This is a genomic window from Anatilimnocola aggregata (genome assembly GCF_007747655.1).
GTDB classification, from domain to species: Bacteria; Planctomycetota; Planctomycetia; order Pirellulales; family Pirellulaceae; genus Anatilimnocola; species Anatilimnocola aggregata.
The window spans coordinates 2,648,673-2,674,321 of sequence record NZ_CP036274.1 but is presented as its reverse complement, the minus strand read 5'-3'; the positions used below and the strand labels follow the sequence as shown (position 1 = coordinate 2,674,321).

The window sequence follows — 25,649 nt, the reverse complement described above, 5'->3', positions numbered from 1 at the left end:
CATGGAAAAACACGTGTACACGTTTTTTATCGCAGGAGGAAGCGAACTTGCCGTTCGTGCACTGGCGAATTTCGATCGACTGGTTCGCCCTCGACTGGAGGGTGGGTGCACGTTAACGGTGGTGGATATTCTTAAAGAACCCCGCCAAGCCCGCGAGCATCGGATCGTCGCTACTCCCATGCTGGTTCGGGAACATCCGCTCCCGGTGGTCAGGATTCTCGGCGACCTATCAGAGGCCGCTAAGGTTCTCGATCAATTGGGACTCATTGGAAATGACGATAGTGCCATCGTCTCCACTTCACGCACCGCGGGGGAAGAACGATGAACGAAATTCTGGAAGTCGAGCCAATTTGCCGACTGGAGACAGGGATTCGCGGTTTTGAACATGTCAGCATGGGCGGACTCGTGGAGGGGCGCAACACCCTGCTGGTCGGCACATCCGGTTCTGGGAAGACGCTGTTTGCCACCGAACTGCTATATCGCGCAATAACCGTCTACGGAAGGCAAGCGGTCTTTGTTACTTTCGAGGAGAAGCCGGCGGACATTGCCAGAAATGTTCAGCGTCTCGGCTGGGATCTACCGGTGTTAGTCCGCGACAAAAAACTCATTATTCTCGATGCGTCGCTCGACCGATCGGTCGTCGAGGCAGGCGGCTATGATCTCTCGGGCATCATTAGCCAGATCACCGACGCGGTGAAGGAGATCGACGCGAAGCTAGTGGTGCTTGATTCGCTGGGAGCGCTCTTCTATCAGTTCGAAAACCCCGGCATCCTGCGTCGCGAGATCCTGCGCCTGACCGATCATTTGCAGGAGTTAGGTGTAACCTCGGTCATGACTGCCGAACGGATGGAAGAATACGGCTCAGTCACGCGGCATGGAATCGAGGAGTTCGTGTCAGACTGCGTGATCATTTTGCGGCATCAACTCTCGGACGAAAAAGTTCGGCGGACGATTCAGATTTATAAGCTGCGTGGCGATCGGCATTATAAGGACGAGTTCCCTTTTTCAATCGAATCTAAAGGCTTCTGCATTTTGCCCCTTTCGGCGGCACAATTGGAACTCACCCAGGCTTCGACGGCAGATCGCATTAGCTTCGGCAACGCTAAGTTCGACGAGATGGCCGGAGGAGGTCTATTCCAGGATTCAGTAATTTTGTTTAGCGGTCCAACCGGCTGCGGCAAGACATTGATGGCTACCACGTTTGCGTCCGAAGCGTGTCGCCGCGGCGAGCGCGTGCTCTACCTCGGCTACGAGGAATCACGACCGCAATTAATGCGCAATGCCGCTGCCTGGGGCAGCGATTTCGCAGAATGGGAACGGGCGGGCCTTCTCAAGATGGTTTGCCAGTATCCCGAAGCACAAGGATTTGAGGGGCACGTTTACGCCATTCAGCGCGAGATTGAACAATTCCGCCCCTCGCGCCTCGTTCTGGACAGCATCTCCGCCTTGGAACGGATCGGCAGTGTCCGCCACTTCCGCGAGTTTGTGATCGGCCTCACCGGCTTCGTGAAGCAACAACAAGTTTGCAGTTTGTTTACCAGTTCATCGCCCAGTTTGTCCGGTGGTATTTCGATCACCGACGCCCACATCTCCACCATCACCGATGCCATCGTCCTGCTTCGATACGTCGAGCGTAATGGCGCGCTGAGCCGGGGCGTGATCATCATCAAGATGCGCGGCTCGCAACACGACAAACAATTCCACGAGTTCAGCATCAACGATGAGGGGCTGGAGATCGGCGAGCCTTTCGTGCATGTGCCGACGGCGCTGCTCGGAATCGCCTCGGTGTCGTGACGACCGGATCACGCTGTCCTTTGCAGTTAATTCGGACAGCATGATGAAATTTTCATTCATATATCACAAAAACAAAGAAACTTCTATTGTAATTTATTGCGACTTGAAACAATATTTGTCATGACGGATCGAGTAGTCGCCTGGGAAGGATTCCCCACCATCAATTTAGATGGCAACCAAGGACGGTCCGGTTTTCTACCTCTTTCCAGTTCGAGCAGTGCCTTCCATAGTGGCAGGCAGCTTGAACGTGGTGTCTTGGCCAAATTGCTCACCGCGAATCGCATCTCGGTGTTACAAGCCGTTGCCAATGGTGAATCCACCACTGGCTTGGCGGCACATTCAAGGCATCTCTCGGGTCTGTGAAACCAATTAAGGAATGGTTGCCATGTTGGTGTTGTCACGTCGGCAAGACGAGAAGGTTTGTTTTCCAAACTTGGGAATTGAAGTCCAAGTCATCCGGACGGGCGGCAAGGTAATTCGCCTCGGCGTCGTCGCTCCGCCGGAAGTGCCTGTTCTGCGCGGCGAATTGCTCCAGTCGGCCGAGATCGCAAAAACAGCGGAGAATACGAAGCGTCTCGTCAATGGGCCTGCTGAAGAAGCCCTGAAGCGATTTCGACACGATGTTCGCGACCGACTAAATGTCGCCTGCCTGGGTCTCCAAGTTCTGCAAAGGCGCATTGATGCAGGGAGGTGGGATGAAGTCGAATCCCTGATTCAGCATACGTTGCGCGCCTTTCAAACCATCAATGATGAATTGGCCAACTGCGAAAGTCCGGCCGCAAGCGCCATGAAGCAGACACCGCACGTGCTGATCGTCGAGGACAACGCCAACGAAGGTCAGTTGCTGGCAGAGCTGTTGGGCAGCTATGGCTGTGACGCGGCGGTGGTCGCAAATGGCCGACAGGCCCTTGATCATCTCCGTAAGAACGGCAAACCTGACTTTGTCCTGATGGATATGAACATGCCGGAACTGGACGGACCGGCGACGATTCGAATGCTGCGTGAGCAATCGGAATTCGATGGCCTGCGTGTGTACGCCGTCAGCGGGATGGAACGGTACGAGGCAGGCGTTTCCCTCGGACCTGGTGGCGTGGATCGGTGGTACACCAAACCAATCAACGCGCGGCGGTTGGCACAAGAACTCGTGTCGGCACCCGCGGTAGCCACACCCATTGGCTAAGTATTCGCTTCAGACAAATACGGAACTCGAAACAGTTCCGTATTTGTCTGGCAAAAACTCGCTCGACTCGCTTCTTGATCTTCCGATGTCAAACTGTCATCCGGTCGCTCACTGTGCAATGCACCTTTGCACAAACACACCCTCAGTGATCGGATTCGCCAACTTCGGATCGCAGAAGCGGAGATTGAAGGACTCCGTTTGCAGGAAATCCCTGGAAGGCTGTCTGAAAATGTTTTTTTCGTAGCATAACGCGAGCGGTTTTTCTGTGACCAGTTCAGTTGTTGGAGAGGAATGGTACGGTTTGATCTTGATCAGTTTTATCGAGGAGCGCAAGGCATGGACGCCGTCTAACCGAGTGAATTGACTGATGCGGAATGGCAGGTGATTGAGCGGTCGCTGCCAGCGCCAAAGCCGCGCGGCCGCGAGTTGGAGATCGGTAGGCGGCGAATCTTGGACGGCATCGCGGCCGGCGACAAGCTGGCTGTGCGGTTCGTGCCCAGCGCCGAAGGCGTGTGGCAGTTGACCCTCAAGACGCCGATCACGACGCTGGAGCGTGGCACACTGACCGTTTCAGTAAAAGACCGCCAAGGCAACGTGAACCAGATCAGACGCCGGATTTCGGTCGGTAAGAATGGAGCGTCAGGGAGCGACTAGCCTACGCAAGATATCGTACAAGCGGCACCTACCCGCACACGCACGTCTCCCGACGGATGGTGTGAACTAGGGTCGTTGCGCTCGTGGCGTAGCGCGCGGTCGTTTTCTTTAACCGGGTTCCCTTCCAGTCACAGCGAACACAAAATCTGCCTGTCATTTCAGAAACGCCGGTTCGCGGTACAACCGCAAGACTTCATTTGCAGAAAGTGCGCGACGGAAGATTGCGAGCTCGTCGAGCAGCCCAATGTAGTTGACGGCCACGTAGATGCCGGTCTTCTCCAGGTCCCATTGCATGGCAATTGGGCAGTCGCGAATCGCGCCAATCAGCTTGCTGTCGATGTAAATTTGGGAAACTGCATCGCTCTTGCCGGTGTCGAAGCCAGACCAGGTCAACACAACGTGGTGCCAAGCGTCCGCTTTCCAGTCGATCTTGGGTACCAGAACGATCGGGGCTTTAGGATCGTCTTCCGCGATTGGCTTTTCCTTGGTGGGTACCGCCGGGAACGCACCGTGACGCATGTCGCGAGGTTTCGCATTGTTGAAGTCGAACCACAGGCCGCCGTTGTTGGCTCCTTTTTCAGTGATTTGGATAGGATCGCAAAACGTGGTCTTCAGCAGTTGGTTGGGATCTGTCTTGCACCAGACCGAGAGCGCGCCATTCCATCCTTTTGGATCAAACGGCAGATTTCCTTGAGCGGGAAAATAGATTCGCCCGTTGTTGGGCAGTACGTCGACCACTTCCAGTGCTCCGCCACTAATTCCTTTGTCTTTGGAGATGCGGAACACTTGCTCGTTAAAACCCGAATCAAAGACGAATCGACCAGGCTCGGTCGGGTGATTGGAGCGGGTATTTAGAGTCGCCTGTCCGCCCGCGATGTCAGCCTTCACCGTTTCATCGAAAGAGGCAAAGAAGATTACTGCACTTCGCAGATCGTCGCCCGATGCGGGCGAATTTCCAACTTGAGCCGTGAGCATGTAGGTGATTCCAAAAACCAGGAACGGCGTAGGCGTGGTCGTCTCACACGGAAAATCTCACTCACCACAGGGTTGATCCTAGTGGGACCTAGGTCAATTTGCATACCGGAAAGGTACAAAAACTCGGGATGCTTATCGCGGAATGCCGTGCCTTCATTTCCTGCTCTATTACGTACGCACGCTTTCGATTGCGACTGCATCAACCGCGGCTTATATTGCACTGCTGTTTGTCCCCCACCGATTGATTCCCACCCAACTCGGCTGTGCTTGTGTCCGCCGGTTGTCACCTCGAATCGGTTGAGAGGTGCTTATGATTGGTCGATTGCAGCTTCGACTTGCCCTGATTGCGATAGCGCAAATACTAGCGCTCGGATTAATTGCGCACGGCGCAGAGCCGCTGCTTGAGCGAGATGTATTGCCGGTCCTGACAAAGCATTGCCTCGGTTGTCATGGTGGCTTACGGCAGTTCGGCAAGCTCGACTTGCGAACGCTGCCGGCGATGCTGGCCGGCGGTGAGAGTGGTGTAGTGATCGAGAAGGGGCGGGCCGAGAAAAGTGTGCTGTGGCAACGGATCGCCAGCGATGAGATGCCGGACGGTGATGACCGAGAAAAGTTGAACGAGCGTGAAAAGGCAATTATCAAAGCCTGGATCAATGCGGGGCTGCCGACCGTGGCGGAGCGGACCGGGAAAGTCGATCCGCTGCTGTCCGCCGATCAACGGCATGAGCCGCAGGAAGTTGCCGGCGCGATCGATCGGCATCTCGATTCGTTTCTGGAGGCGGCGAACCTGACTGCCGCGGCGCGGAGTGACGACCAAGAGTTCATGCGACGGCTCTATCTCGACCTGGCGGGGCGCGTTCCCACGGCAGAGCAAGCGGTGGCATTTCTCGATGACCTAGCCCCTGACAAGCGAGCGAAGTTAATCGACGCGCTGTTGGACTCGCCGCGATTTGGGGAGCAGTTCGGCCGAACCTGGCGGGATTGGGTTTGCCCCCCCGAGTTACCTTCCGATGACAATGCCGGCACCCAGCCCTATCGGCAGGCGAATGAGTTCGGAGCATGGCTCGGTAAGAAGGTCGTAGCGAACGAATCGTGGGGCAAGATCGCACGCGAGATTCTTACCGTTCAAGGAGAAATCAAGAATCAGCCGCAAGTGATTTTCTACGGCCTTGTTGGACAGGGTGGACGTTCGACGCCGGATGGCACCGCCCGCGCAGTCGGTTCACTTTTTATGGGCGTGCAACTGCAGTGCGCCCAGTGCCACGATGATCCGTATCGGGCCTGGGCGCAAGAAGAACACTGGGCGCTCGCAGCGTTCTTTGGCAGTTCTCAGGCGGATTTCAACAAGGTCGAAATCGGCAAAGGACCGTCGAAATCGCCGGGAACAATCGAAATTCCCGAATCGGCCTTCAAGCGGAAGGGAACGACTGTTCCGGCGGCATTTTTGGGCAGCAAGCCGCTCGACGCGATTAAGCAAGACGATCCGCGTGGGCTGTTCGTCGATTGGCTTGTCGATAAGAACAATTCGTACTTCTCCCGCGCATTCACGAACCGACTATGGTTCTACTTCTTCGCTCGCGGCATAGTGAATCCCATCGACGACCTGCGGGAATTGAATCCGCCGTCGCACCCAGGCCTGTTGCAACTCTTGGCGAATGAGTTCGCTGCGTCGAACTATGACGTGAAGCACCTGGTTCGCTGCATCTGCCTGTCGCAGGCGTATCAGCGGAGCAGTTTTCTCGAACCCAACGTCGATGAGCAGCAGCGTCAAGCTCTTACGTTCGCCTTTGGCAGGATGCCGTTGCGGGTGATGACGGCGGACATGCTCCTCGATTCGCTCAAGCAAGCTTACGGTGAGGACAAGGAGTTCGACCTGCGGACGGCGAACAAGGAGAGTGCCACCGGCATGGCGGCGGTTGTGGCGGATGCCTATCGCGAGTTCCACCGCCAGTTTGGCACTAATAAAGAAGACGCGTCCGACTTTACGCACGGCGTGTCGCAGATGCTTACGTTCATCAACCATCGGCGTTTGCTGGCGGGGAGCAAAACACTCGACGGATTACTCAAGTCAGAGGCAGATATGACGCCAGGTCAGGCGATTGAGTGGCTCTATCGCAGCACGCTTTCGCGCGGGCCCGATGAGCAAGAAGCGCAGGAGGCGATGGGATTTGTGCAGCAATCCAAAGATCCTGCCACCGGTTATCGCGGCATCTTGTGGATGCTTGTGAACCGCACCGAGTTTGTGCTCGTGCGTTAATCATTGCAGTTCCTAACCGCAATTCACACCTAGCAAAAAGGCACATCATGGAACGACCAACGCTCGCCCGCCGCGACTGGCTGAAGCTCTCCGCGGCCGGCGTCCTCTCCGGCGTGTCGGTCCCGTGGTTTGAATCGCTCGCCTCCGCGGCCATCGAACGACCGCGGGGAAAGTCCTGCATCCTGCTTTGGATGGATGGCGGCCCGAGCCAACAGCATACGTTCGATCCCAAGGTGAACGGCGATTTCAAACCTGCCCCGACCGCGGTGCCTGGCATTCACATCGTCGAACAGCTGCCGCAACTCGCGCAGTGCATGGATGATCTCGTCCTCGTGCGGTCGATGACAACCGAGATCAACGGGCATTACGACGCGAAATATTTTCTGCACACCGGCTTCAAGCGGACGACGGCCTTCGAGCATCCGGCCATCGGCTGCATTGCGTCGTCGCAGGTCGGGCTGCCGCGGCACGATATGCCACCGTTCGTGACGATTGATGCAGGTTATGACCGCGCGGACGGTGGTCGACTTTATCGCAGCGTGCCGGCGTATCTCGGTGCCGAGCACATGCCGCTCAGCGTTTACGATCCCGCACAAGGGCTCGAAAATCTCGTGCCGCAGGGAGACGACCTCGATACGAGATTGAATTTGCTCGCCGCGGGCGAACGGCGTTTTCTAGAGCGCTATCCGCAGCCTGCAGTGATTACCCGCCAGGCAGCCTATGACCGCGCGGTCACACTGATGCGCTCGCGCCGCGCGAAGGCGTTTCGCCTCGAGGAAGAACCGGCCAACCTGCGCGATGCCTATGGCCAGCATAAGTTTGGCCAGTCCTGTCTGCTTGCTCGGCGGTTGATTGAAGCGGGCGTCACGTTTGTGGAGGTCGTTCATCGCGGCTGGGACGATCACGACGGCGCAGCGCGGCCGATCGCCGCGCGAGCACCTTGGATGGACGCCGGCATGGCGACGCTGATCCGCGATCTCAAGGTTCGCGGCATGCTGGACGACACGCTGGTCGTCTGGATGGGTGAATTCGGGCGCTCTCCCGGCGACGGCAACGGCCACTTCTGCCAGGCCTGGAGCAGCGTCTTCGCTGGCGGCGGCCTGAAGACCGGGCAAGTCATCGGCAAAACGAACGAGGACGGCAAAAACCCAGGAAACAGCATCGTCGATCGGCCAGTGAAAGCGGCAGACTTCATGGCCACGCTCTGCCTCGCGCTGGGCATCGACATTAAGAAGGAGTATCTCGCACCGGGCCTGCGGCCGATGCCGCTCGTCGATAAGATCGCCAAACCGATCACGGAGATCCTCGGATGATGTCTCTCCGGCTCATCGGCGTTTTGTTGCTTTTCGATTGCGGACTCGCAGCGGCGCAAAAAGCGAATTATCAACCTGCCAAGACCGCGGAAGAAGCACTCGCGCGGATTGAGAGCCTCGGCGGGTGTGTGCGGTATTTGTCGCGGGGGAGCGATCTGCTTGAAGTCGATTTTCAGTTCGCCGGCGACCGCGTGCGTGATGAGCATCTGCAGGACCTGCTCGTATTGCCACACGTGGCCGTCCTCCGGCTCAAACAAACCGCGATCACCGACATTGGATTGATTCACGTCGCCAAACTGCCAAAACTGCTTCGCCTCCAGCTTGACGAGACGGCGATCACCGACGCAGGCCTGACTCATCTCAAGCCACTTGAAGATCTCGAATCGCTCCAGCTCTACCGCACCAAAGTTACCGACAGCGGACTCAAGCACCTGGCGGAACTTCCCAAGCTGAAGCTGCTGTTAGTCGGTGATACTGTGGTCACTGCTCGAGCAGTTCACGAACTCACACAATCCAAGCCTCAGCTCACCGTGATCCCGAACCGCGCTGTAGACCTGGTCCGGGCAGAGATCATCGAGCGCACCTCGATTTCACTACTCGAAGACGCTCGCACCGCTCTCGCGATTGTCCAATTCGATCTCGACGAACTTGCGCCGCATCAGGAGTATTTGAAGCAATTCGAAGAAGTCACCAGGAAACAAGCTGAGTCCACGAAGGCGGCTGCAGAAGACCTAAAACGGAAGCGTGACGAAGCCAACAAACTCGCCAGCGACGCTGAACGAACTGCCCAAGAGGCCCTCAAACAATCGTCAGTCAAGCCGGACGACGCCAATCTCGGCAAGCAGGCGGAGGCCAAGCAGCAGGCCGCAACTACTGCGAAGACCACTGCTGATCAGGCTCAATCTGCTTATGCTGATGCGCAACAAATAGCAGAGGAAGCCAAAGTCGAAGCCGACACGATCCGCCAACTGCACGACCGGGCCCGAAATGCGAAGAAAAAGCTGGAGATCGCTCAGAGGATCGTGGCCGGCTCTCAGCAACGCGTGATGGATGCTCAGCGGCTGATTGACAACTCCAAGTAGTCGGACACTCAGCTTCCGATCAATTTAAACGGTCTTTGCTCTTGGTCGCCGGGGACGTCGTTGGATTTCGCGGTCGGTTTTTGGCGTTGCGGGGAAATCGTAATCTTGACGCGTGCCTTCCCGCTTAATGATGCACCAGAAGCGGTAAAGACGAGTCAACTTGCGCCGCGCTACATGTTGATTTCAAACCCCTTCCGATTCTCTCGTGCGAGGAACGAGTTGGCCTCCGCGTCGCCAACGATTTCCCGGTTGGCCGGATTCCAATTTAGTTCGCGGCCCAGTCGCATCGCGATGTTAGCGAGATGGCAGATTTCCAGCATCCGGTTGTGCGACCAGACATCGGAGATCGGTTGCTGGCGTGACTTCATACTTTCAATGAAGTTCGCGGTATGATTCGCACTGACTTTGCCTCCGTAGACGGCTTCAATCGCTCCTTCAGGCAGAGGATTATCCTTCAACTGCTCAGCCGGCTTGCCGGTGACTTTTCCGCGGTTGACGAAGAACCGCCCTTCCGTGCCTTCAAAAAGAATGCCGTTGTCCCCCTCGCTCGTGATGATCATCTCTACGTTTTTGGGCATGGCGACGCGGATATTGAATCGAGTCGCGGCGTTGTACTGGTCGTCGACGACTGGGTTCCCATTCTTGTATTCCACCGGCAACTTGTAGTCCACCGGCGTGATTTTGCTCGGCCCCGTTTCGGTGGCGCCAAGCGCCCAGCAGGCGATGTCGACGTGATGGGCGCCCCAGTCAGTGAGCTTGCCGCCCGAGTATTCGTGCCAGTTGCGGAACGCGTAGTGGCAGTTACTGTAGAGCGGCACGCCGCCGCCGTAGCCTTTGCGGACTTCAGGCAGTGCCCGATACGGTACCTTTGGTGCCGGGCCGAGCCAGGTGTCCCAGTCCAGCCCTGTGGGCACAGCAGCCTCGGGGATGACTGGAGACGACTCCATGTGGTCGATTCCACAGGTCACTTTTTTTACGGTTCCGATGCGGCCGGCTCTGATCAGCGCAATCGCCAGCAGGAAACGATGATTACTCTCGGTTCGCTGCATCGTGCCGACCTGAAATACGCGACCAGTCTCCTTAACGACTTTTTCGATGAGCTTGCCTTCCGCGATCGTCAGCGTGAGTGGCTTTTCGCAGTAGACATCCTTGCCAGCCTTCATTGCTTCGACCGCGATTTTCGTATGCCAGTGATCCGGGGTGGCGATCATCACGGCGTCGATGTCTTTGCGATCGAGGATCTTGCGGTAATCACCGTAGGCGTCGGGCTTTTTCCCCTGGCCCTTTTCTACCTTGGCAACGTTTTCACCGAGAACGTTCGCATCGACGTCGGCCAAAGCCGCGAAGTCAGCGAAGCGGAACGACTTGCTAGTGATCGCCCAACCTTGATTACGGAGGCCGATCGTGGCGAAGACCGGGCGGTCGTTCGCCGACTGATAGCCGAAGGCGCGATTAGCAGACGGCAGCAGAACACTCGCGGTTCCTGCTGCGGCGAGGCCTTGAAGAAATTGGCGACGCGATCCTTGAGGCTGAGCTGTCATCGGTGATGTCCTTCGGGAGAGAATGGGAGTGGCAATTCACTTTTTCAAATAGTCGGTGCGTATGGCGTGGAGTTGTTTCCAGATCGCGGCATCGCGGGCCTGAGGTGAGACACACGCAAAGATGTAGTTACGGTCGTTCCTGGCCCAGGTCTGAATCTCCAGGTTCAGCTTCTGCGACTTCTTAGTGGCGAACGGTTCGACCCAATCCAGCTTGCCTGTGTACACCGCCGGCTCAGTGTCGGATTTGACGAGTTGCAGTTCCAGCGCGAAATCAGACGGATCGACGTCCGGGAGTTTTCCCCGGAGAACGGCCTTGCACAGACCTCGGTAGTATTTCAGAAACTCCTCTTTGACAACAGCTTCCGTCAGCGCGGGCTGCGGCTCTAGCTCGAACACAAAGGCATAGCAGAAGAATGAGTCCGATTCCGGCTTCATCATCCCGGGGGCAAACCGGACATGCTCCGTACCTTTCAGCTTCATATCAGGAGCAAACCCTGGCGGAAGTGCAATGGTTTCGCCCGCCCAGTCTTGCGGGGCCGCGAGCTGTGCAGTCTTCGGCTCTGCGGCGACCAACAGCGATCCGGACATCAGCAGACTGACAGCAACCATGCGCAACATGTGAACCTCATACCGACGGGCATCATTTGGAAAGACCGTTATCAGTAACATAGACGACGGCTGGGACAATTGCCTGCACCGAAAGCTGCCCCGGAGAAGGCGTGTTCATGGGCTCGTTAATCAGCCAGGATGGTTCAAGCGGCTCCGCAACCTGACACAATCGGCAGGACGTGTAACAAAGCCCGGAATTCTACGCCTCGGACTTTAGTGCGGTTGAGTTAACTGATTCCCCCTCAGAGGCCGAATCACTGAACCCCCATCCGCTCCAGAGTGGCCATTCGCTGCCCCTGGACCCTTTCATTCCTTTCTGAAACTACCCCAGCCTTTGAACTAATAGGATCCTGCCATGGTTTGGCTCATTGAACCCGTAAAAGCAACACCGGCCAAGATCGACGAATATCTTGGGCAAGGTTCCTACCAAGAATGGATCACGAAAACGCGCGAAGCGAACGAAGCGCTGGCAGATTGGGATCGTTACAAGAACATGGTTCCGGTTCGTGCTCAGGCCTACGTCACCGGACTCGGCTCGCTCGACGCCGACACTCTCTTAAAGGCCGGCCATGATTACTCGTGGGGCATCCAGCAGATCGAGAACGGCAAAAAAATCAACCAGGACCAGTTGCAGGATATTCAGGCCATTCGGGATATGGCCGAGGAAGCGCTGAGAATCGAAACGGGCATCCTCAAGGGCGCGATGATCGTCGCTGCATTGAACCTCTACCTCACCGGGCAGTTTCGCAACGCCCAGCAGATGGCAGCCGAAGCGCTTCCGAAGATTCAAAAACTGAAATCGGCCTTGGAGAAGGCCAAGAAGAATGCCACCGAAGCGCGGATTCAGCAGGCGATCAACCTCGGCATCACGATCGCTACCCTGGTCTTTCTGCCTCAGCTGACCGTCATCAAGCGTGTGGGCGTGGCCGTGGGAACCTGGGCACTCGACAAGGCGCTAGGCACCGACAAAACCACGCCGCTGCGCGACACCGTTTCCGATGGTGCCGATTACGGCGAAATCCTCGCTGCCGGCATCGAAGATTGGAAGTGGCTCACGCCGGCGGAACAGGGCGCCGTCAAGTCTGCCGCCAAGGGACTCAGCGTCGTTGGTCTGTACTTCGATCAAGACGAAGTCAATAACGCGCTCAAGCAAGTGGACATCGTGCGGGCAGTACTCAACGAGGCCGTCGCCTCACTCAAACGCGTCAAGGTCCTGATCGAGCGCCTGCGACCTGGAATGGCCACCTGGCGTGCCCAGCTTCTCGCCTCCGCCAAGGCCGTCAAAGAAGCCAAGGCCGACGCCGAACAGATTCGCAACAACTATCGCCAGCTAAGCACAACAGCGAAATGGTATTACAGCTCTCCCGTCGTGTGGCGAGCCGCGTAAAGGGTCAAAACTAAAAACAGCGAGGTGGCGCAGTCAATTGGGGTGCCGCTGGTCAGGACCATTGCTGAAGCGGGTGCAAGACCTAGGGCGCGTTGGGTTCCAAGGGAGATTTTGGCAAAGAGTTGTAGCTCTGAATATGACAGGCCATTCAAAAGAAGCCACTGGGCCAGAACTCAGCGGGCAAGGGTGTAATGAGTGAATGTAGGTGGTCGACGTGCTCACCGTTGCTTTCATAATATCGGCAGCTCGACCGAAATCGTACTCAGGCTGTACTCAACTGACCATGGGATTCCGCCCCGGAAATCCAGCACAACCCGCTGCCAAGATGGCTCTGGGGCCGCCGTAAAGATGGTTACTCGCTGTGCAGCACTGGCAAGCTAGGGCGCGCGATCATCAGCAACCCTCGCGGCAGCAATCGTCAGATGAGGGCCTGTCTGACGATTGCTGCTGAGCTAGCTCGACGGGTTCAATCACAGAACGGCCAATTGTGTCAGCAGGAGCAGGAGCGACACTCCGTTCCCCTGGTCGAGCAGATGGGAAACGCTGTATAGCAAGTTTGCCCAGGATCATTCCGTCGTCCGTCTGCGCTTTCCACGCTCGCTCAACGCACTCGCCTTGTTACTCAGCGAGAGCTTGACAATTGCCATTCTTCATCAAAATAACCGGATCGCACCACAATGTCTTCCCAAACGCGTTCCCGTGGACGTGTTTGATCTAGCTTAATGCAGGCCCAGTCTCCCCAACGTGGAAACAGCAAGTAATTGAGTTTCGCCAATTCGCTTTCGCGGAAGGTATGGCCACTGTTGAGGACGACATAGTGCGCGCCGGCTCCCGGCAATGGATTGGGAGCAATCAGGGCCGGGATGTGGTCTGCTGCTGATAACTCGATTCCTCCCAAGTGCAACGACTCCCGCGCCCATTTCATGGGCAGATGAGGCAGAACCTTGGCGATCCAAGGATTGCTGCCGGGATCGCCAAACAAAATCAGGTGCCGGCCCGCTATATCAGCGGCAGTCACATCGACATCGTTTTTCACCGGCAATTCGCCGCGGAGGTAGTGATGCCATTCCTCAGCGAAACGCTGCAAACTTGCGTCGGCATAATCTTGCGCTGTTTTGTTCCACGGATTGCCGGTGCCGCGGACGCAGAGAAAGGGACCGGTAAAAGCATCGTCGATCGGACCTTGAAGGCCGGGCCGTTTCCCCGCCGGCGGCTTCTCGTCGCTCTTAGCGACGCCCCATTTTCCATCAGTCTTGGTTAGCTCGATGCGTTTCGTTTCGTGGGGGATCGTCAAATCGACCGCGCCTACACGCATCGTCGAGGGTTGGGTCGACAAATGCTCCAGGTCAATGGCAAACCGCGCGATGTTTCGTGGCTCTGCGATCAACAGCTGACCGTCTTTCACTTTGGCCGAAATTTCCGCACGAGCATAATGCCGGTCCAGTCGCAGAATTTCGAGCCAATGGCAGCGGTTATATTTCAGTGTCCAGGTGACGAATCGCAGCTCATTCGGCCGCCGGACCTCCGCAACCTGTTCGGCGATCCGCCTCAACTGCTCGGCGTGGGTCTTGGGGTCAATAACGTGCCCGGTGCCAGGTGAAATCAAATTAACCAGCGACAATCCTTCGCGCTGCATGGCCTCCCCCATGATGACATGGGCCTGGAAGAAGACATCCTTCTCTCCCATGCAGGCGATTGTCGGCACCACGCCGGCGTTGGCTGCATAGTCGACGGAGTCGAGCATGTGCAAGCCAAGCTCCTGATGTTCTGGCAAAGGACCGACGCGAACGAAATTCGGCAGCGGCGTTTCTGAAAAGCGATGCGTATCGACGTAGCCACAATAGGGCCCGAGCGCCGCAAAGCGGTCAGGATGCTTTAACCCCAAGTGCCAGGTGCCAGACGCCCCCATCGACATCCCTCGCAGGACGATCCGCTGCCGGTCAATGTTGTAGCGCTGGCAGACATCTTCAATCGCTTCGAAGACGTCGGTCTCGCCTGCCCAGCGATAACAATTTTCGACTCGCCCCAGCGGATGCAGCTCCAGATAGGGCTGAACAGGCGGCGCTGGATTGGCATCATCACCTTCGTCGAAGCGGGAAATAAAGCGAAGTTCGCTCAGGCCTACCGGCCGCGTGCTGCCATGCAACACCACGTCGAGCCGGATCGGACGCTGGGGATCGTAGGTCTTGGGCACGATGACGCCGTAAGGCTGCACGGATTGATCAATCTTGGAACGATAGCCCAGCGCGAGCTTCCCACGACGAGCGGTCCAGGGCTGATGATTATTGGCTAGTGAATGCGTTCGTTCTTTTCCCCGGCGAATCGCAGCTTCGAGGAGTTTGAGATCGGCTGCTGTGAAGTCACGATCGTAACGCAGGGCCCAGGCGAGCCCCTTCGTAAAAATCGCTGCATCGGGTTCGTGCTTGGTCTCTTGGCTCGTGGTAGGACCAATCGTGGACTGCAACTCCTTGGTTGCCTGCTCGAACATTTGACGCTGCTCAGCAGAGAGTGGCTCCGCGTCACTAACTTCTGGCAAAATGAGGATGGCGCCGATTGTTATCGCGAACGTCAGGAAAAGGTTGCTCACATTACCCTCGCTGCGCACACACTGGAAGTCGTTACGAGTGCGATCGACATTCTCGAGATTGTATTCGATCACGGTGTGCTTCACCCTCGACACCATCACCGCGAGCGATTCTGTGCTGCGCCCCACATACACCTACGCGAAGCCACGTGCAGCGTTTGCCGTTCGCGATTGGAACGGAACAAACTGGGAGTCGAGTGCTCCGGCGCCGTGTCCTCGGCTTCCGAGCGGTCGCTGGCCAGACGCTCGGTAAGCGACCCAACCGGCACCACTAAAGAAACAGAATCGATCTACTTGCATAACAATTGCAAGTAGCTATAAATGGCGACACCGGGTTCGTGTTTCATCTTCGCTTCCAGGAGATCAAGGACAATGGCTCGATTATGTGGCTGTTGGTTCGTGTGGCTTGCAACCAACGCAGTGCTACTGGCAGTAGAGCCGCGTGCGCAACCTCTCATCGCCGTCGATGGCCACGAGGCGGAGTATTGCCTTAAAGTTCTCGGTGAAGGGGTCGTCGACATCGTGCAACTGGTCACATTAGCGGGCCAGCCAGAACGTGCGATTGCCGGAGAGTCATTGATTCGCACTAGCCGAGTGCCGGCAGCATTTCTTCATTCGCGCTGTGGTGAATGCGATGTCTCGGGTTTTTGGCGTGAGCGGTTGGCTCAGCAAGGGACACGTGTTGTCCAAGTAAAACGATCAGCCGCTTGCCGGGGGGCCAGGGAAACGGACTCGCTGGTTCTCCGGCAAGCATTTGCCGTCCTCGTAGACCTTTGCCCTGAGTCCAAGGCAGTTCTAGAGCAGAGATTCGCAATCGAGTCCGCTAGAAAATCTTCCGCCAATTGGCGCGGCATTCCGCTGGCAAATCATTGACTCGCAGAAATTGCTGCCGTGAGAAGCAAAACGCCCGATATTGAAGAATGGTTCGAACTATGAAGTCCAGATCTGCACTTAAGCCCAAGAAGATGAAAGCTGCCCCAACGAAGCGTCGCAAACTGCCCGTTACGGTCCTGTCCGGGTTTTTGGGCGCAGGCAAGACCACGCTGCTGAACCATGTCTTGCACAACCGCGCCGGACTCAAAGTGGCGGTCATCGTCAACGACATGAGCGAGGTGAATATCGATGGCAGCACTGTCAAGAACGGAATGACTCAGCTCAGTCGTACCGACGAGAAACTCGTCGAAATGAGTAACGGTTGCATCTGTTGTACGCTTCGCGAAGACTTGCTCGCAGAGGTTAGCCGCTTAGCAAAACTGAAAAAGTTCGATTATCTGCTGATTGAATCAACGGGTATCTCAGAACCGCTACCGGTCGCTGAGACTTTCACCTTCCGAGATGAGGAGGGTTACTGTCTGGCAGATTACGCGGAACTCGACACCATGGTCACGGTTGTCGATGCCGCGAATTTCTTACGAGACTTTCGCTCCCTGGAGGGACTGCTGGATCGGGGACTCGCTCTGGGTGAGGAAGATCAAAGATCCCTCGCTCACCTGCTAGTGGATCAAATCGAATTCAGCAATGTTCTGATTGTGAACAAACTCGATCTTGTTGATGAAATTGACCGCGAGCGAGTGATTGGCACCGTGCGGGCCCTGAATCCTCACGCAAAACTATTGACGTCAACGCGCGGCCAGATCGATATTCAAGAGGTGATCGCTACCGGTCTGTTCAGCCTGGAACGAGCCGAGGAGATGCCTGCTTGGCTAAGCGAACCGCGCGAGGCCACACATTCCGAATCCGATGAATACGGTATCGCGAGTTTCGTCTATCGAGCACGACGCCCGTTCGAGCCTCATCGTCTTTCAAAATTTCTGCGTGACGAAAGTCGACAGAACGGGTTGCTGCGGTCGAAGGGCTATTTCTGGGTGGCCAGCCGATCTCAGCTCGTGGGTTTTTGGTCTCAAGCGGGCCGGATCTGTGAAATCAAACCAGTAGGGCTGTGGTGGGCGGATGTGGAGCGCCAGGAATGGCCCGATGATCCGGTGGCCATCGCAGAGATCGAAGCTGCCTGGGAAGAGCCCTTTGGGGACAGGCGGCAAGAGCTCGTTTTCATCGGTCTCAAGCTCGATCAATCCTCCTTGATGTCCGCGCTCGATGCCTGCTTGCTTACCGATGCCGAACTTGCACTCGGAGAGTCCCAGTGGGCGAGTTTCGTTGACCCCCTACCTGCTTGGCCCCAGGTATGCGCGACTTAACGTCACCAGACGAAGTGGCGAACTAGAGCTGGAGATGCACTCGTTTGCTGAGCCATGGCGATCTACGAACAGTGGATTGCAGTCACTCGTGGTCAGCACTATCGGCTTCAACTATTGCACGAGCGAGAATAGGCAAAACTTCCCAGCTTTGGGACGAGAAACGTCGCCAAAGTGTGGAAGCAACTGGCGACCGCTTGCGACGAACACGCACTTCAAGGGCAAGCCCGGTAGCATTTTCCGCTCCGCAAAAGTCACACAAGCTTCTCGTGTAATCGATGTGCATTTGCGCACATTGATCGATGTGGTTGGTTTCGCTGCCCCAGCAGGCTTCTTCCATGTCGCTTGAAATTCGTCGACAACAAAGCCGCTTTAGTCGTGCGTCGCTGACAGGATGGACCGCTGTCGTTTCCGGCACGCTAACACGTGATTTCTGTCCAGCCGCAAATCGGCACGTCTACTGGCTCAAGCATCCTTGGGTTGTACTGGGTGTTGCTGCGTTCGTGTCGGCTGTTATTGGCTGGAGCGGACTGAGGCAAGGATATGTAGTCTGCGCTGCCGTTCTAGCCGTCTTGACGCTGGGTACGCTCTGGCCCTGGATCGGCATGTTAGGCAAGGACTCGCGCTCTCGCTGGCGCGCATTGCTCCGCGAAAGGGGGCTCAAATGCACCGAGCAAAGGTTGGCAGTCCTGCAAAAACTGGAGACCGCAACTGCTCCCCTGTCGCATCGCGACCTGCTCGACCGACTCGACTGGTATCAGTGGGATTCGACGACGGTGTTTCGCAACTTGGTGATTCTCAGCGAAGCGGGAATTGTCTCGCGGCTCGATTTAGGCGATCACACTTGGCGATTCGAACTTCGCGTAGCGATCGAGCGCGAAACGCCTCGCCATGCTCATTTTCTCTGCACCAGTTGCGGTTCCATCGAATGCCTGGCGAACTTCCCAGTGGCGGAGGCTGCGAACAAACTGCATATCGCAGTCGGCCGGCGCTCCGTTGACGATGTTCTCGTGAAAGGCCGCTGTCCAAACTGCGTCCAGAATTGAGTTGGATTGTGCTTCCCGCGACAAAATGATCTTAATTGTTAATTTCGCACGCCACGCCGTTGCAAATGCACAATCAGTGCATTAAGCTGCGGGCACGACGATGACAAACTTCTTCCGACAGCTCGTGCTTCCTTGCATACTCGCCATTTTTGGCGGGTTCTCGGTATTTGGGCAGGCACTGCACTTGCTCTTACCGCATGGCTGTGGTTGCCATGGCGAGACAGAGTGCATCGCGGTTGCGGCTAAGTCCCAATGTGGTCACTGCAGTCATCATTGCCACGCAGAATCGCCCGCGCCTGCGAAGGGAGAAGAGGGAAGTTCTCAGGTTCGGTCGGTGGCTGCTGAGCACGACTGTCTGCTATGCCGCTTTCTGATGCAGCGGGTACAACTCCCGCCCAGCGTTCAGTGCAGCGTGTGGTTGTCATATTCTCCCCGGCCCGATCTTCTGCCAGTGGCTCAGTTGGCCCACCCTAGCCGGGAATTGCCACACGCGCGGGGACCACCCGCTCTCTTTCTGTAAGTAATTAGGGCGCGCTTGTTCTGCGCGCAATTCGCCCTGTGGAGCAAGTCTGTTGCGCTCTGATGTGCCCCTGGGGCTAAGGCGTGGGGCTGCAAATTTTCAGGCAAACTCCGCCCGCGGTTCGCGGGAGGCATGGTGAGCGGTCCGACCAACTGTCACGTGCCAAGCGCGGCCGCGGGTGGGGCTTTCGCAGGGCCGTCAAAGACACTGCTGTTCGGCTCAAGCCGAACAAGATCGAACACGTTGGATTTGGTTTCCGGTCAGAAGCATAAGTTCGACAACGAAGACGGGCCTTGTTTGCCGCCGCCCGTCGCTAAAGGTCACAAGTGCGGTTCGTGATTTTTACGTTGGTTTTCGTTTTTAGGAGAAGCACACATGCTTCGTATGATTTTGGTTCGGAAGAGCAAGGGTCAGGGTTTGGTTGAATACGGTCTGATCATCGCCGGCGTGGCACTGATTTGCGCTGCCGCCATCTCGGTGTTCGGTCACAAGACGAGCGACCTCATCTCGGCCGTGGCGACGATTCTGCCAGGTGCGCATTTTGATGACAATCAGCCTATGGCATCCGGCAAGCTCATTGAGACTACTGCTAATGCCAACGGCGATATTGCACTCGACAACACCGAAATTCTGGCAAACAGCGACGGTACGACGGGTCGTCTGTCTCTGAATGTCACCGGTACGAACGCCGATGCGTTCGGCGGACTCGTCAATGAAGCGAACCCGTAGTTGACCGTACTTTCCTAGTTGTTGCTCAAAGCCACTGCGCCTCATGGCGCAGTGGTCTTTATTCCCTTCGGAATTCTCAAACATCAAGGTCAGACCATGTTCAAGATTCCCTTTCGCTATCACGCTGTATTGCTTTCGCTCCTCACACTCCCGTTTCTCGCTTGGGCCGCTGATCCCAAGGCCGAACACGAAGCGATGAAGAAGGAGCACGCCAAAGCTCATGCCGATCACGACCAGTTGCTGAGTCAGGTCGCCAAATGGAAGATCGAGCATCGTCGGGCGCTCTCCACGTTGGCGCTCATTCAATCGAAGATTCTCGAACACGAAGCCTCGCTCGAAGAACTGGCTGAGCATGCCCGCGAGCATGAAGACCACATCGTCCATCACGACGACGAAATTCACGATCACGAAAAGAGTGGCAATGACAAGGATCATGCCAAGCTGGCCGAGACACACAAAAAACTGATTGCCGAACATGCCAAGCTGATGAAGGCGGCTAGCACATTCGAGGACGATCACGAATCTTTGATGGAGAGCCTGCGGAAGATCGGCGAAGGCCTGAACAAGAAAAAGTAGGCCGCATGTCGCACTTGCTCTGGCTGATTCCACTGCTGCTCGTCGCCCTCGCGACCTGGCACGACCTCCGCACGCGCGAAGTCCCCGATTGGATTTCGTACGTGCTGGCCGGCTGGGGCGTTCTCGCCATTCTGTTGCAGGGGGGCCCGAACACCTGGTTCGGGCTCTTGGCCGGTGCGTTGCTGGGGGCCGCACTGACACTGCCGTTTGCCTACTTTGGCGGTCTGGGCGGAGCGGACGTCCGACTAATGATCGCGCTCGGCGCCGTCTTCGGACCCAGCCTACTTCTGCTACTCGGCTTTCTAACCGCGATCTTCGGCGGCCTGCTCGCGCTCGTGGCGCACCTTCGAGGTCAAAAGGATTACGCCTATTGTCCAGCGATCTTCGCATCGCTCGTTTCTGTTTTCGCTCTCAGCCTGGTGATCCATGGCCGCATCTCCTAGAAAACGCCCCAGCAAGCGTCTCCGCCGCGGGCAATCGCTCGTCGAGTTCGCCGTGGTAGCGCTCGCGACTTACATGCTGCTGGCGGCGATTCTGACATTTGGCTTTTACTTCTATGCAGCCCAAGGCGCACAAGCGGCTGTTGATTTGGCTGCGCGTGAGCTATCGCGAACGCCCCTTCCGGCAGTTTCTGTAACTACAAAAACAGTGATCTATAGCGACTACACAGCTGGTGACTTGGGGTTGGCCCCAGCTGAAAAGGATTCGATTCAGCAGTTTCGAAAGCAGGTATACGACCCCCATTACCTTGTGCTGAGGAGGGATGACGTGATCTTGCCTGAAGGTGGGCTGAACATGTCGTTCGTTGGCCAGCTCCCAACTGTCAATCAACAGTTGATCCCGCTGATGGTTCGAGATGAAATCGATGAAGAGCGGTATCTCCGGTATCCGGGCGCTATTGTGGCCGACGACAACACTGCAGACGATCCGGCAGTTCCCGCGCCGACTGGTTATCTCGTCATGATTCCGCTTGTCAGTGAGAGGAGTGCATTAGGAGCGGAGACGATTCGCTGGGTTCCAGTATTGGAGCCCATACTTATGGCAAACAGCGCCGTTCCGAGTATGCCAGAGGACCAGTTTCCGATTACCTCGAGTCATCGCGGTATTGTCGCCCTGAGAATCAATTACCCATCGCAATCCGCTGCAATGACGAGCTTTCGACCGGCTGCATCGTCTCTCCAGCCAAATATCGGTCAGCCAAACGTAGCGAACGATGATCTGGTAACGACGGATCCAGACTCAGAATACGCACCAGAGGGAGATCTGGTCGCTCCGGACGAAGACAACATCCACCGGACGACCTATCGCGGAATTTATGGCTTAGGTCGCCAACAAGCGCTCGGTCAGCAAGTCCGTCCCTTCCGCCGTGTGATTTCCGCCCAGGCCATTTATCGCCGTGAGATTTTTCAATAACCGGCGCGCATCGCCGACATTTGTTTGAGGTAGTCCGATGAGAGGTATCAATCCCCACGCCCGCCGTACTTCGCCAATGTGGTATTTGCTGGGCGTAGCCATCGTCCTGGTCTTCGGCGCTTCTGCAACCTTGGGAACGCTTTGGGCCGCAGGTGTGCCGCTGCAATTCTGGGCAGTGGCCAAGCCGCCGAGAATTCAGATCCCGGTGAATGCCCGACCCGTGGCGGCGTACGCTGTGGTTACCCGGGAGGATCTGATCGACACGCAAAAGCGGGCTATTGCTTCGATCGAACTGCGTCCCGAACAGATTGTGGGAATTGGCGCGAAGTTCACAGACGACAAGGGAGAGCCAGCGGAATCGGCGGTGAAAGAAGTGCTGGAAGACAACGGCCAATTCACGCTCGTGGTAGCCAGTGGCCAAAAGGTTCCGCTCGGTCGCGTGCGTGAATTAGGCGGGGCACTGATGAGCGTGAATGACATTATTGGTCGCGTGGTCGGTAAGGATAAGAACCCCGGGTTGGCATTCAACGAAAGCTCCTTTCTGCCCAAGGGAACCAGGCCTGGTTTGGCCGGCGCGACACCACCGGGCATGCAATCCATCACGTTAGAAAGCAGCAAGATCACCGGGTTGCATGGGTTGAAACTCGGCGACACCATCGACTTGATTGCGTCGATCCCGCATGAATTTCTCGGCGAGTTCGATCCGACGCATCGGCAGCGCCGCGGCGTGGTTTATGTGAACAAAGGAAAAGGAACTGACGATTCGTCGCAACCGTTTGCCGAGCGGACAATTGCCCAAGGTGCCCTGATCATTTCTCCGGTGCGTATTCGGCAGAAGCCCTCGACGACCTCGTCGCTGACCCAAGGCCAGAAAGTGCAGAACATACCTGTTGAGGAAGTCGTATTGGCGCTGATGCCAGCCGACCTATCGCATGTGAAGAAGGCTATCGATAAAGGACTGAACGTAATCGCTGTCGCCCAGTCCGGTCGTGGTGGTGAAGGAGCACCAGTGGCCACGCCTGAACCAGCTACCAAGTTGGCCGTGGCGTTTCCGCTCGTCAAGCGAACAATACCAGCCTTCCAGCGCATCACAGATCAAGACTTTATCGACCCAGTGACTCGTCGCCCTGAGTTTTCCTACGTCGATCCCGATGTAGCCACGCAACGGAAACTCGTACCGTACGACTTTCTGCTCGGCCGCGTCGCCAGCCGCGATATTGATGTTGGCAGCGTCATCTCCGAAACCGAACTGGCGCAGCAAGGTGCGCAGGGCGGAATTGGCAGCGTGATTCCGGCCGATCGTCAGGCAGTGGTGGTCGATGCGCATCGCATTGTCGGGGCAGACATGCTCAGTGTTGGCGATCGGCTCGATGTGCTCGGCAGCTTCGCTTTAGAGCTGGAACGGTCGGTCGTAGAAACCGAGCGGGTTGGAGATGTGGCGCGCAATCGCAACTTCTCGGAATCGATCGAGCGGAAAACCGAACTTGCGTGGTCGGATAGCCTCGGCCATCGTTCAGAGCATTGGTTCGTGGCGATCGATGCTCACGTTGTTGCGATTGCACGTTCCCTGGACAGTTCTGCCGCCTCGGCTGCGCCCACCGCGCGGCCAGTGTCATCTCTCACTCTGGCGGTACGCCTGAAGGATGCGGAAGCCATCGCCCAGGCAGCAGCCATGGATAAGAAGATTGTCTTAACAGCCGCTTTTCGTTCGAACCTGCCGACAGCTCATAGTCCCGATCTTACCAGCGTGCCCATCTGTTCGGTTGGCTTACGAGCGTTTGAAGCTTTGGATGCGTGGAGTCCAGCTGTGCTGCGGCCCGCGATGAGCTTCGTTTCTAATGACGTTGTTGCTGCGCGGCAGATCATCACGGATCTTCGGCCTTACGCCGGTCGCGTACTCAGCCGGAATAAACAGCCCGGCGATTACTTTACCACAGCCGACTTTTTGCCCGAGGATGCGAAGCCTGGCGTGGCTGCGGGAATTGCCGCAGGGCATCGTGGCTTTTTGGTGGCAAAGGACCAGTTAGCTGGCCTCGACGTCATCCAGCAAGGGTCGCGCGTCGACGTGTTGGCGGCAAGTGAATTGAACTTTCCAGATAACTACGACGTTGCGCCAGAAATGATTGCTCGGGGCAGGGTGGAAGTTGCCGCCCAGAACGTCGAAGTGGTGCAGGTTTACAAAGAGCCCAATCGAGGCGTAGTCGCCGCCGTCCTGGCCATTCCCGTGGAAGAGGCGTCAAGGTTCGAAGCCTCCTTGGCCGCCGATGGCGAACTGCGAGTGGTTCCGCGCAGTCAAACGGTATTCATTGCCGCACCTCAAGCCAACGCAGCCAGTGACGTCATCACTGCTGCCGATCCGCTCGTGGGGGCTAAGTTTTTGGAGCAACTGGTTGGTAGCCAGCGGCGAGTCTCCGTTTTTCCCGCGACGGTGAAGCCATGATGAGACAACCTACGCGAACATCCAAGTATCGACGCCGCAAAGGTTATACCTTGGTGATCTTCGCGATGCTCCTCTTTGCGCTCTTCGCCCTCGCAGCGCTCGTGATCGACCTCGGCCTCGTTCGCCTCACCCAACGGCAGATGCAGACTGCAGTTGATAGCGCGGCGCTGGAGGGGTTGCGATTTCGGGATGGGGTGCCGGCAGCGTGGGTGGATGAAGACACTTCAAACGATCCGCCGTTCATAACAGGAGCGAGTCCACACCCGCCGTTGCCGCAATCGCTGCCTGAGTGGGAAGGCTGGTATGACGAGGTTCGTCGCCGTGCCGTGAGTGACCTGGTCGCGCGACAACAGGCTTTTGATTTCGATCAGCGAGACGAAACCATTGCCACAATGGAGAGCAGTCCGCAGATCGACCCCGCCTTCACTGCGATGCTCAAGCGAGGCATTTATCACCCCGAACTACGCCAAAACACTGACAACTTGGCCAGTGGTGACATGGTTGCCGGAATCTATGATCCGAATGGCAGCCACACTGAGAGCGATACGTTTCTGCGAGAAGATTTTGCTGCTAACACCGGTACAGACGCTTTTCTCGTGCGCATGAGACGATCGAATCGCCTAGAAGATAGCGGTCTCGATCCAGAAGTTGGCAGTGCGGGGCCGCCTCTTCCGTATCTGTTTGCGCACCCTGCAATTCTGGGAGGTGAGACCGACTTGGTCTCAAAGCAGCACTATCAAAAGGGGGTTACGATACGCTCAACGACGATTTCGCAGACACAAAAAGCGAAGTCGGTCGGAGTTGCACGGCTCAGCGACCGTCTGCCGGGAGTATTACCTATCACGATTTTTGCCAGTAGTTGGAATTTGGAAACTCCACTGCCTATCGACACAGAAATCGAAATCGTCGCCGATTCAGGAACGATTTCGGTGAACACAATTGATGTTGGCTTTGCCGTTGGATTCAGCCACCTGAAAATTCTCGGAGATCAAGAAGAGCGTACTAACCTAACTCAGCCTGAGCTTGCGAACACGTTGCGTGAAGTTGTGTCGGAAGAGCAAAAGCTTGGTTATGTGTCTATCATTAGCACCGAAGCGGGGCCTCTTGAGAATCGCATTATTGGCTTTGGAATTGCGCACATCAGGTTGCAAGGTAACTCTGTCTTTTTAACTCGCTTCGCCGGCCGAATAGCTTCTGAGAACGTGTCGGCATCGTTGATTCGGCAATTTGACGAGTATTTTCGCAATCCTGCAAATGCCACTCATCTTCATCGTTTGCTTGGACTCCACGATGATGACGTTCAATTCCGATTCCCCCTTTTAGCTCCCGCTCTCGTGCGCTAACGCTTCGAGTTTCA

20 protein-coding genes are annotated in these 25,649 nt (G+C 56.6%); 16 read left to right on the top strand and 4 right to left on the bottom strand.

Annotated features, from left to right (window positions below; genetic code table 11):
* Nucleotide 1 precedes the first annotated feature (1 nt).
* The 4 genes from ETAA8_RS10265 (at nucleotide 2) to ETAA8_RS10250 (ending at nucleotide 3,628) form a co-directional block, all read left to right on the top strand.
* Nucleotides 2-325, top strand: a complete 324-nt coding sequence (locus tag ETAA8_RS10265; protein WP_202921725.1) for a circadian clock KaiB family protein — start codon at nucleotides 2-4, stop codon at nucleotides 323-325.
* Nucleotides 322-1,794: a circadian clock protein KaiC gene (gene kaiC / locus ETAA8_RS10260; protein ID WP_145087930.1), complete on the top strand. Its 1,473-nt coding sequence runs from the start codon at nucleotides 322-324 to the stop codon at nucleotides 1,792-1,794. Before ETAA8_RS10265 ends, kaiC begins: the two co-directional genes overlap by 4 nt.
* A gap of 385 nt (nucleotides 1,795-2,179) precedes the next feature.
* Nucleotides 2,180-2,974, top strand: coding sequence for a response regulator (locus ETAA8_RS10255; protein WP_202921724.1), 795 nt, complete (start codon nucleotides 2,180-2,182; stop codon nucleotides 2,972-2,974).
* Between the two features lie 360 nt (nucleotides 2,975-3,334).
* A complete protein-coding gene (locus ETAA8_RS10250) occupies nucleotides 3,335-3,628 on the top strand; it encodes a transposase (protein WP_145087928.1) in 294 nt (97 codons plus the stop codon).
* 153 nt (nucleotides 3,629-3,781) lie between these two features.
* Here the strand turns inward: ETAA8_RS10250 and ETAA8_RS10245 are convergent, their stop codons facing one another.
* Nucleotides 3,782-4,603, bottom strand: a complete 822-nt coding sequence (locus tag ETAA8_RS10245) for a LamG domain-containing protein (RefSeq protein ID WP_145087927.1) — start codon at nucleotides 4,601-4,603, stop codon at nucleotides 3,782-3,784.
* Between the two features lie 310 nt (nucleotides 4,604-4,913).
* On the opposite strand from ETAA8_RS10245, the gene ETAA8_RS10240 reads away from it, so the two are divergent.
* From ETAA8_RS10240 to ETAA8_RS10230, 3 genes are read left to right on the top strand one after another with little or no spacing between them, the layout of a single operon-like run.
* Nucleotides 4,914-6,860: a DUF1549 domain-containing protein gene (locus tag ETAA8_RS10240; protein ID WP_145087926.1), complete on the top strand. Its 1,947-nt coding sequence runs from the start codon at nucleotides 4,914-4,916 to the stop codon at nucleotides 6,858-6,860.
* 47 nt (nucleotides 6,861-6,907) lie between these two features.
* On the top strand, nucleotides 6,908-8,173 hold the full coding sequence (locus ETAA8_RS10235) for a DUF1501 domain-containing protein (protein ID WP_145087925.1): 1,266 nt from the start codon (nucleotides 6,908-6,910) through the stop codon (nucleotides 8,171-8,173).
* Nucleotides 8,170-9,255 (top strand): leucine-rich repeat domain-containing protein, encoded by a 1,086-nt coding sequence (locus ETAA8_RS10230; RefSeq protein ID WP_145087924.1) that lies wholly within the window; start codon nucleotides 8,170-8,172, stop codon nucleotides 9,253-9,255. Before ETAA8_RS10235 ends, ETAA8_RS10230 begins: the two co-directional genes overlap by 4 nt.
* 170 nt (nucleotides 9,256-9,425) lie before the next feature.
* Here the strand turns inward: ETAA8_RS10230 and ETAA8_RS10225 are convergent, their stop codons facing one another.
* Entirely contained in the window at nucleotides 9,426-10,796 is a 1,371-nt protein-coding gene (locus ETAA8_RS10225) for a Gfo/Idh/MocA family protein (RefSeq protein ID WP_145087923.1), read from the bottom strand.
* 36 nt (nucleotides 10,797-10,832) lie between these two features.
* Nucleotides 10,833-11,414, bottom strand: a complete 582-nt coding sequence (locus ETAA8_RS10220) for a hypothetical protein (RefSeq protein ID WP_145087922.1) — start codon at nucleotides 11,412-11,414, stop codon at nucleotides 10,833-10,835.
* A 346-nt stretch (nucleotides 11,415-11,760) separates the two neighbouring features.
* Here ETAA8_RS10220 and ETAA8_RS10215 point away from each other — a divergent pair, with 346 nt between their 5' ends.
* Nucleotides 11,761-12,792 carry a hypothetical protein gene (locus ETAA8_RS10215; RefSeq protein ID WP_145087921.1) on the top strand — a complete coding sequence of 344 codons (1,032 nt, stop codon included), beginning with the start codon at nucleotides 11,761-11,763 and terminating at the stop codon, nucleotides 12,790-12,792.
* 622 nt (nucleotides 12,793-13,414) lie between these two features.
* On the opposite strand, the gene ETAA8_RS10210 is transcribed toward ETAA8_RS10215, so the two are convergent.
* On the bottom strand, nucleotides 13,415-15,379 hold the full coding sequence (locus ETAA8_RS10210; RefSeq protein ID WP_202921723.1) for a prolyl oligopeptidase family serine peptidase: 1,965 nt from the start codon (nucleotides 15,377-15,379) through the stop codon (nucleotides 13,415-13,417).
* A 929-nt stretch (nucleotides 15,380-16,308) separates the two neighbouring features.
* On the opposite strand from ETAA8_RS10210, the gene zigA reads away from it, so the two are divergent.
* The 8 genes from zigA (at nucleotide 16,309) to ETAA8_RS10170 (ending at nucleotide 25,635) form a co-directional block, all read left to right on the top strand.
* A complete protein-coding gene (zigA, locus tag ETAA8_RS10205) occupies nucleotides 16,309-17,571 on the top strand; it encodes a zinc metallochaperone GTPase ZigA (protein ID WP_238397725.1) in 1,263 nt (420 codons plus the stop codon).
* Nucleotides 17,572-17,906: 335 nt separating this feature from the next.
* The gene (locus tag ETAA8_RS10200; protein ID WP_202921722.1) at nucleotides 17,907-18,614 is read left to right on the top strand and encodes a Fur family transcriptional regulator; all 708 of its coding nucleotides are present in this window, start codon (nucleotides 17,907-17,909) and stop codon (nucleotides 18,612-18,614) included.
* A gap of 895 nt (nucleotides 18,615-19,509) precedes the next feature.
* Nucleotides 19,510-19,863: a Flp family type IVb pilin gene (locus ETAA8_RS10195; protein ID WP_145087919.1), complete on the top strand. Its 354-nt coding sequence runs from the start codon at nucleotides 19,510-19,512 to the stop codon at nucleotides 19,861-19,863.
* 96 nt (nucleotides 19,864-19,959) lie between these two features.
* On the top strand, nucleotides 19,960-20,439 hold the full coding sequence (locus ETAA8_RS10190; protein ID WP_145087918.1) for a hypothetical protein: 480 nt from the start codon (nucleotides 19,960-19,962) through the stop codon (nucleotides 20,437-20,439).
* A gap of 5 nt (nucleotides 20,440-20,444) precedes the next feature.
* Nucleotides 20,445-20,882, top strand: coding sequence for a prepilin peptidase (locus ETAA8_RS10185; protein ID WP_145087917.1), 438 nt, complete (start codon nucleotides 20,445-20,447; stop codon nucleotides 20,880-20,882).
* Nucleotides 20,866-21,852, top strand: a complete 987-nt coding sequence (locus ETAA8_RS10180; protein ID WP_145087916.1) for a TadE/TadG family type IV pilus assembly protein — start codon at nucleotides 20,866-20,868, stop codon at nucleotides 21,850-21,852. The genes ETAA8_RS10185 and ETAA8_RS10180 overlap by 17 nt, the downstream gene beginning before the upstream one ends.
* A 37-nt stretch (nucleotides 21,853-21,889) precedes the next feature.
* Nucleotides 21,890-24,292 carry a CpaB family protein gene (locus ETAA8_RS10175; RefSeq protein WP_145087915.1) on the top strand — a complete coding sequence of 801 codons (2,403 nt, stop codon included), beginning with the start codon at nucleotides 21,890-21,892 and terminating at the stop codon, nucleotides 24,290-24,292.
* Nucleotides 24,289-25,635: a Tad domain-containing protein gene (locus tag ETAA8_RS10170; protein ID WP_145087914.1), complete on the top strand. Its 1,347-nt coding sequence runs from the start codon at nucleotides 24,289-24,291 to the stop codon at nucleotides 25,633-25,635. Before ETAA8_RS10175 ends, ETAA8_RS10170 begins: the two co-directional genes overlap by 4 nt.
* Nucleotides 25,636-25,649: the final 14 nt, after the last annotated feature.

What these genes read in the sequence shown, in the direction of transcription:
- ETAA8_RS10180 (WP_145087916.1), top strand. Translation starts at nt 20,866, where the DNA reads ATGGCCGCATCTCCTAGAAAACGCCCCAGCAAGCGTCTCCGCCGCGGG.
- ETAA8_RS10175 (WP_145087915.1), top strand. Translation starts at nt 21,890, where the DNA reads ATGAGAGGTATCAATCCCCACGCCCGCCGTACTTCGCCAATGTGGTAT.
- zigA (WP_238397725.1), top strand. Translation starts at nt 16,309, where the DNA reads ATGAAGTCCAGATCTGCACTTAAGCCCAAGAAGATGAAAGCTGCCCCA.
- ETAA8_RS10255 (WP_202921724.1), top strand. Translation starts at nt 2,180, where the DNA reads ATGTTGGTGTTGTCACGTCGGCAAGACGAGAAGGTTTGTTTTCCAAAC.
- kaiC (WP_145087930.1), top strand. Translation starts at nt 322, where the DNA reads ATGAACGAAATTCTGGAAGTCGAGCCAATTTGCCGACTGGAGACAGGG.
- ETAA8_RS10235 (WP_145087925.1), top strand. Translation starts at nt 6,908, where the DNA reads ATGGAACGACCAACGCTCGCCCGCCGCGACTGGCTGAAGCTCTCCGCG.
- ETAA8_RS10170 (WP_145087914.1), top strand. Translation starts at nt 24,289, where the DNA reads ATGATGAGACAACCTACGCGAACATCCAAGTATCGACGCCGCAAAGGT.
- ETAA8_RS10185 (WP_145087917.1), top strand. Translation starts at nt 20,445, where the DNA reads ATGTCGCACTTGCTCTGGCTGATTCCACTGCTGCTCGTCGCCCTCGCG.
- ETAA8_RS10245 (WP_145087927.1), bottom strand. Translation starts at nt 4,603, where the DNA reads ATGCTCACGGCTCAAGTTGGAAATTCGCCCGCATCGGGCGACGATCTG.
- ETAA8_RS10240 (WP_145087926.1), top strand. Translation starts at nt 4,914, where the DNA reads ATGATTGGTCGATTGCAGCTTCGACTTGCCCTGATTGCGATAGCGCAA.
- ETAA8_RS10265 (WP_202921725.1), top strand. Translation starts at nt 2, where the DNA reads ATGGAAAAACACGTGTACACGTTTTTTATCGCAGGAGGAAGCGAACTT.
- ETAA8_RS10215 (WP_145087921.1), top strand. Translation starts at nt 11,761, where the DNA reads ATGGTTTGGCTCATTGAACCCGTAAAAGCAACACCGGCCAAGATCGAC.
- ETAA8_RS10195 (WP_145087919.1), top strand. Translation starts at nt 19,510, where the DNA reads ATGCTTCGTATGATTTTGGTTCGGAAGAGCAAGGGTCAGGGTTTGGTT.
- ETAA8_RS10225 (WP_145087923.1), bottom strand. Translation starts at nt 10,796, where the DNA reads ATGACAGCTCAGCCTCAAGGATCGCGTCGCCAATTTCTTCAAGGCCTC.
- ETAA8_RS10230 (WP_145087924.1), top strand. Translation starts at nt 8,170, where the DNA reads ATGATGTCTCTCCGGCTCATCGGCGTTTTGTTGCTTTTCGATTGCGGA.
- ETAA8_RS10200 (WP_202921722.1), top strand. Translation starts at nt 17,907, where the DNA reads ATGTCGCTTGAAATTCGTCGACAACAAAGCCGCTTTAGTCGTGCGTCG.
- ETAA8_RS10190 (WP_145087918.1), top strand. Translation starts at nt 19,960, where the DNA reads ATGTTCAAGATTCCCTTTCGCTATCACGCTGTATTGCTTTCGCTCCTC.
- ETAA8_RS10220 (WP_145087922.1), bottom strand. Translation starts at nt 11,414, where the DNA reads ATGTTGCGCATGGTTGCTGTCAGTCTGCTGATGTCCGGATCGCTGTTG.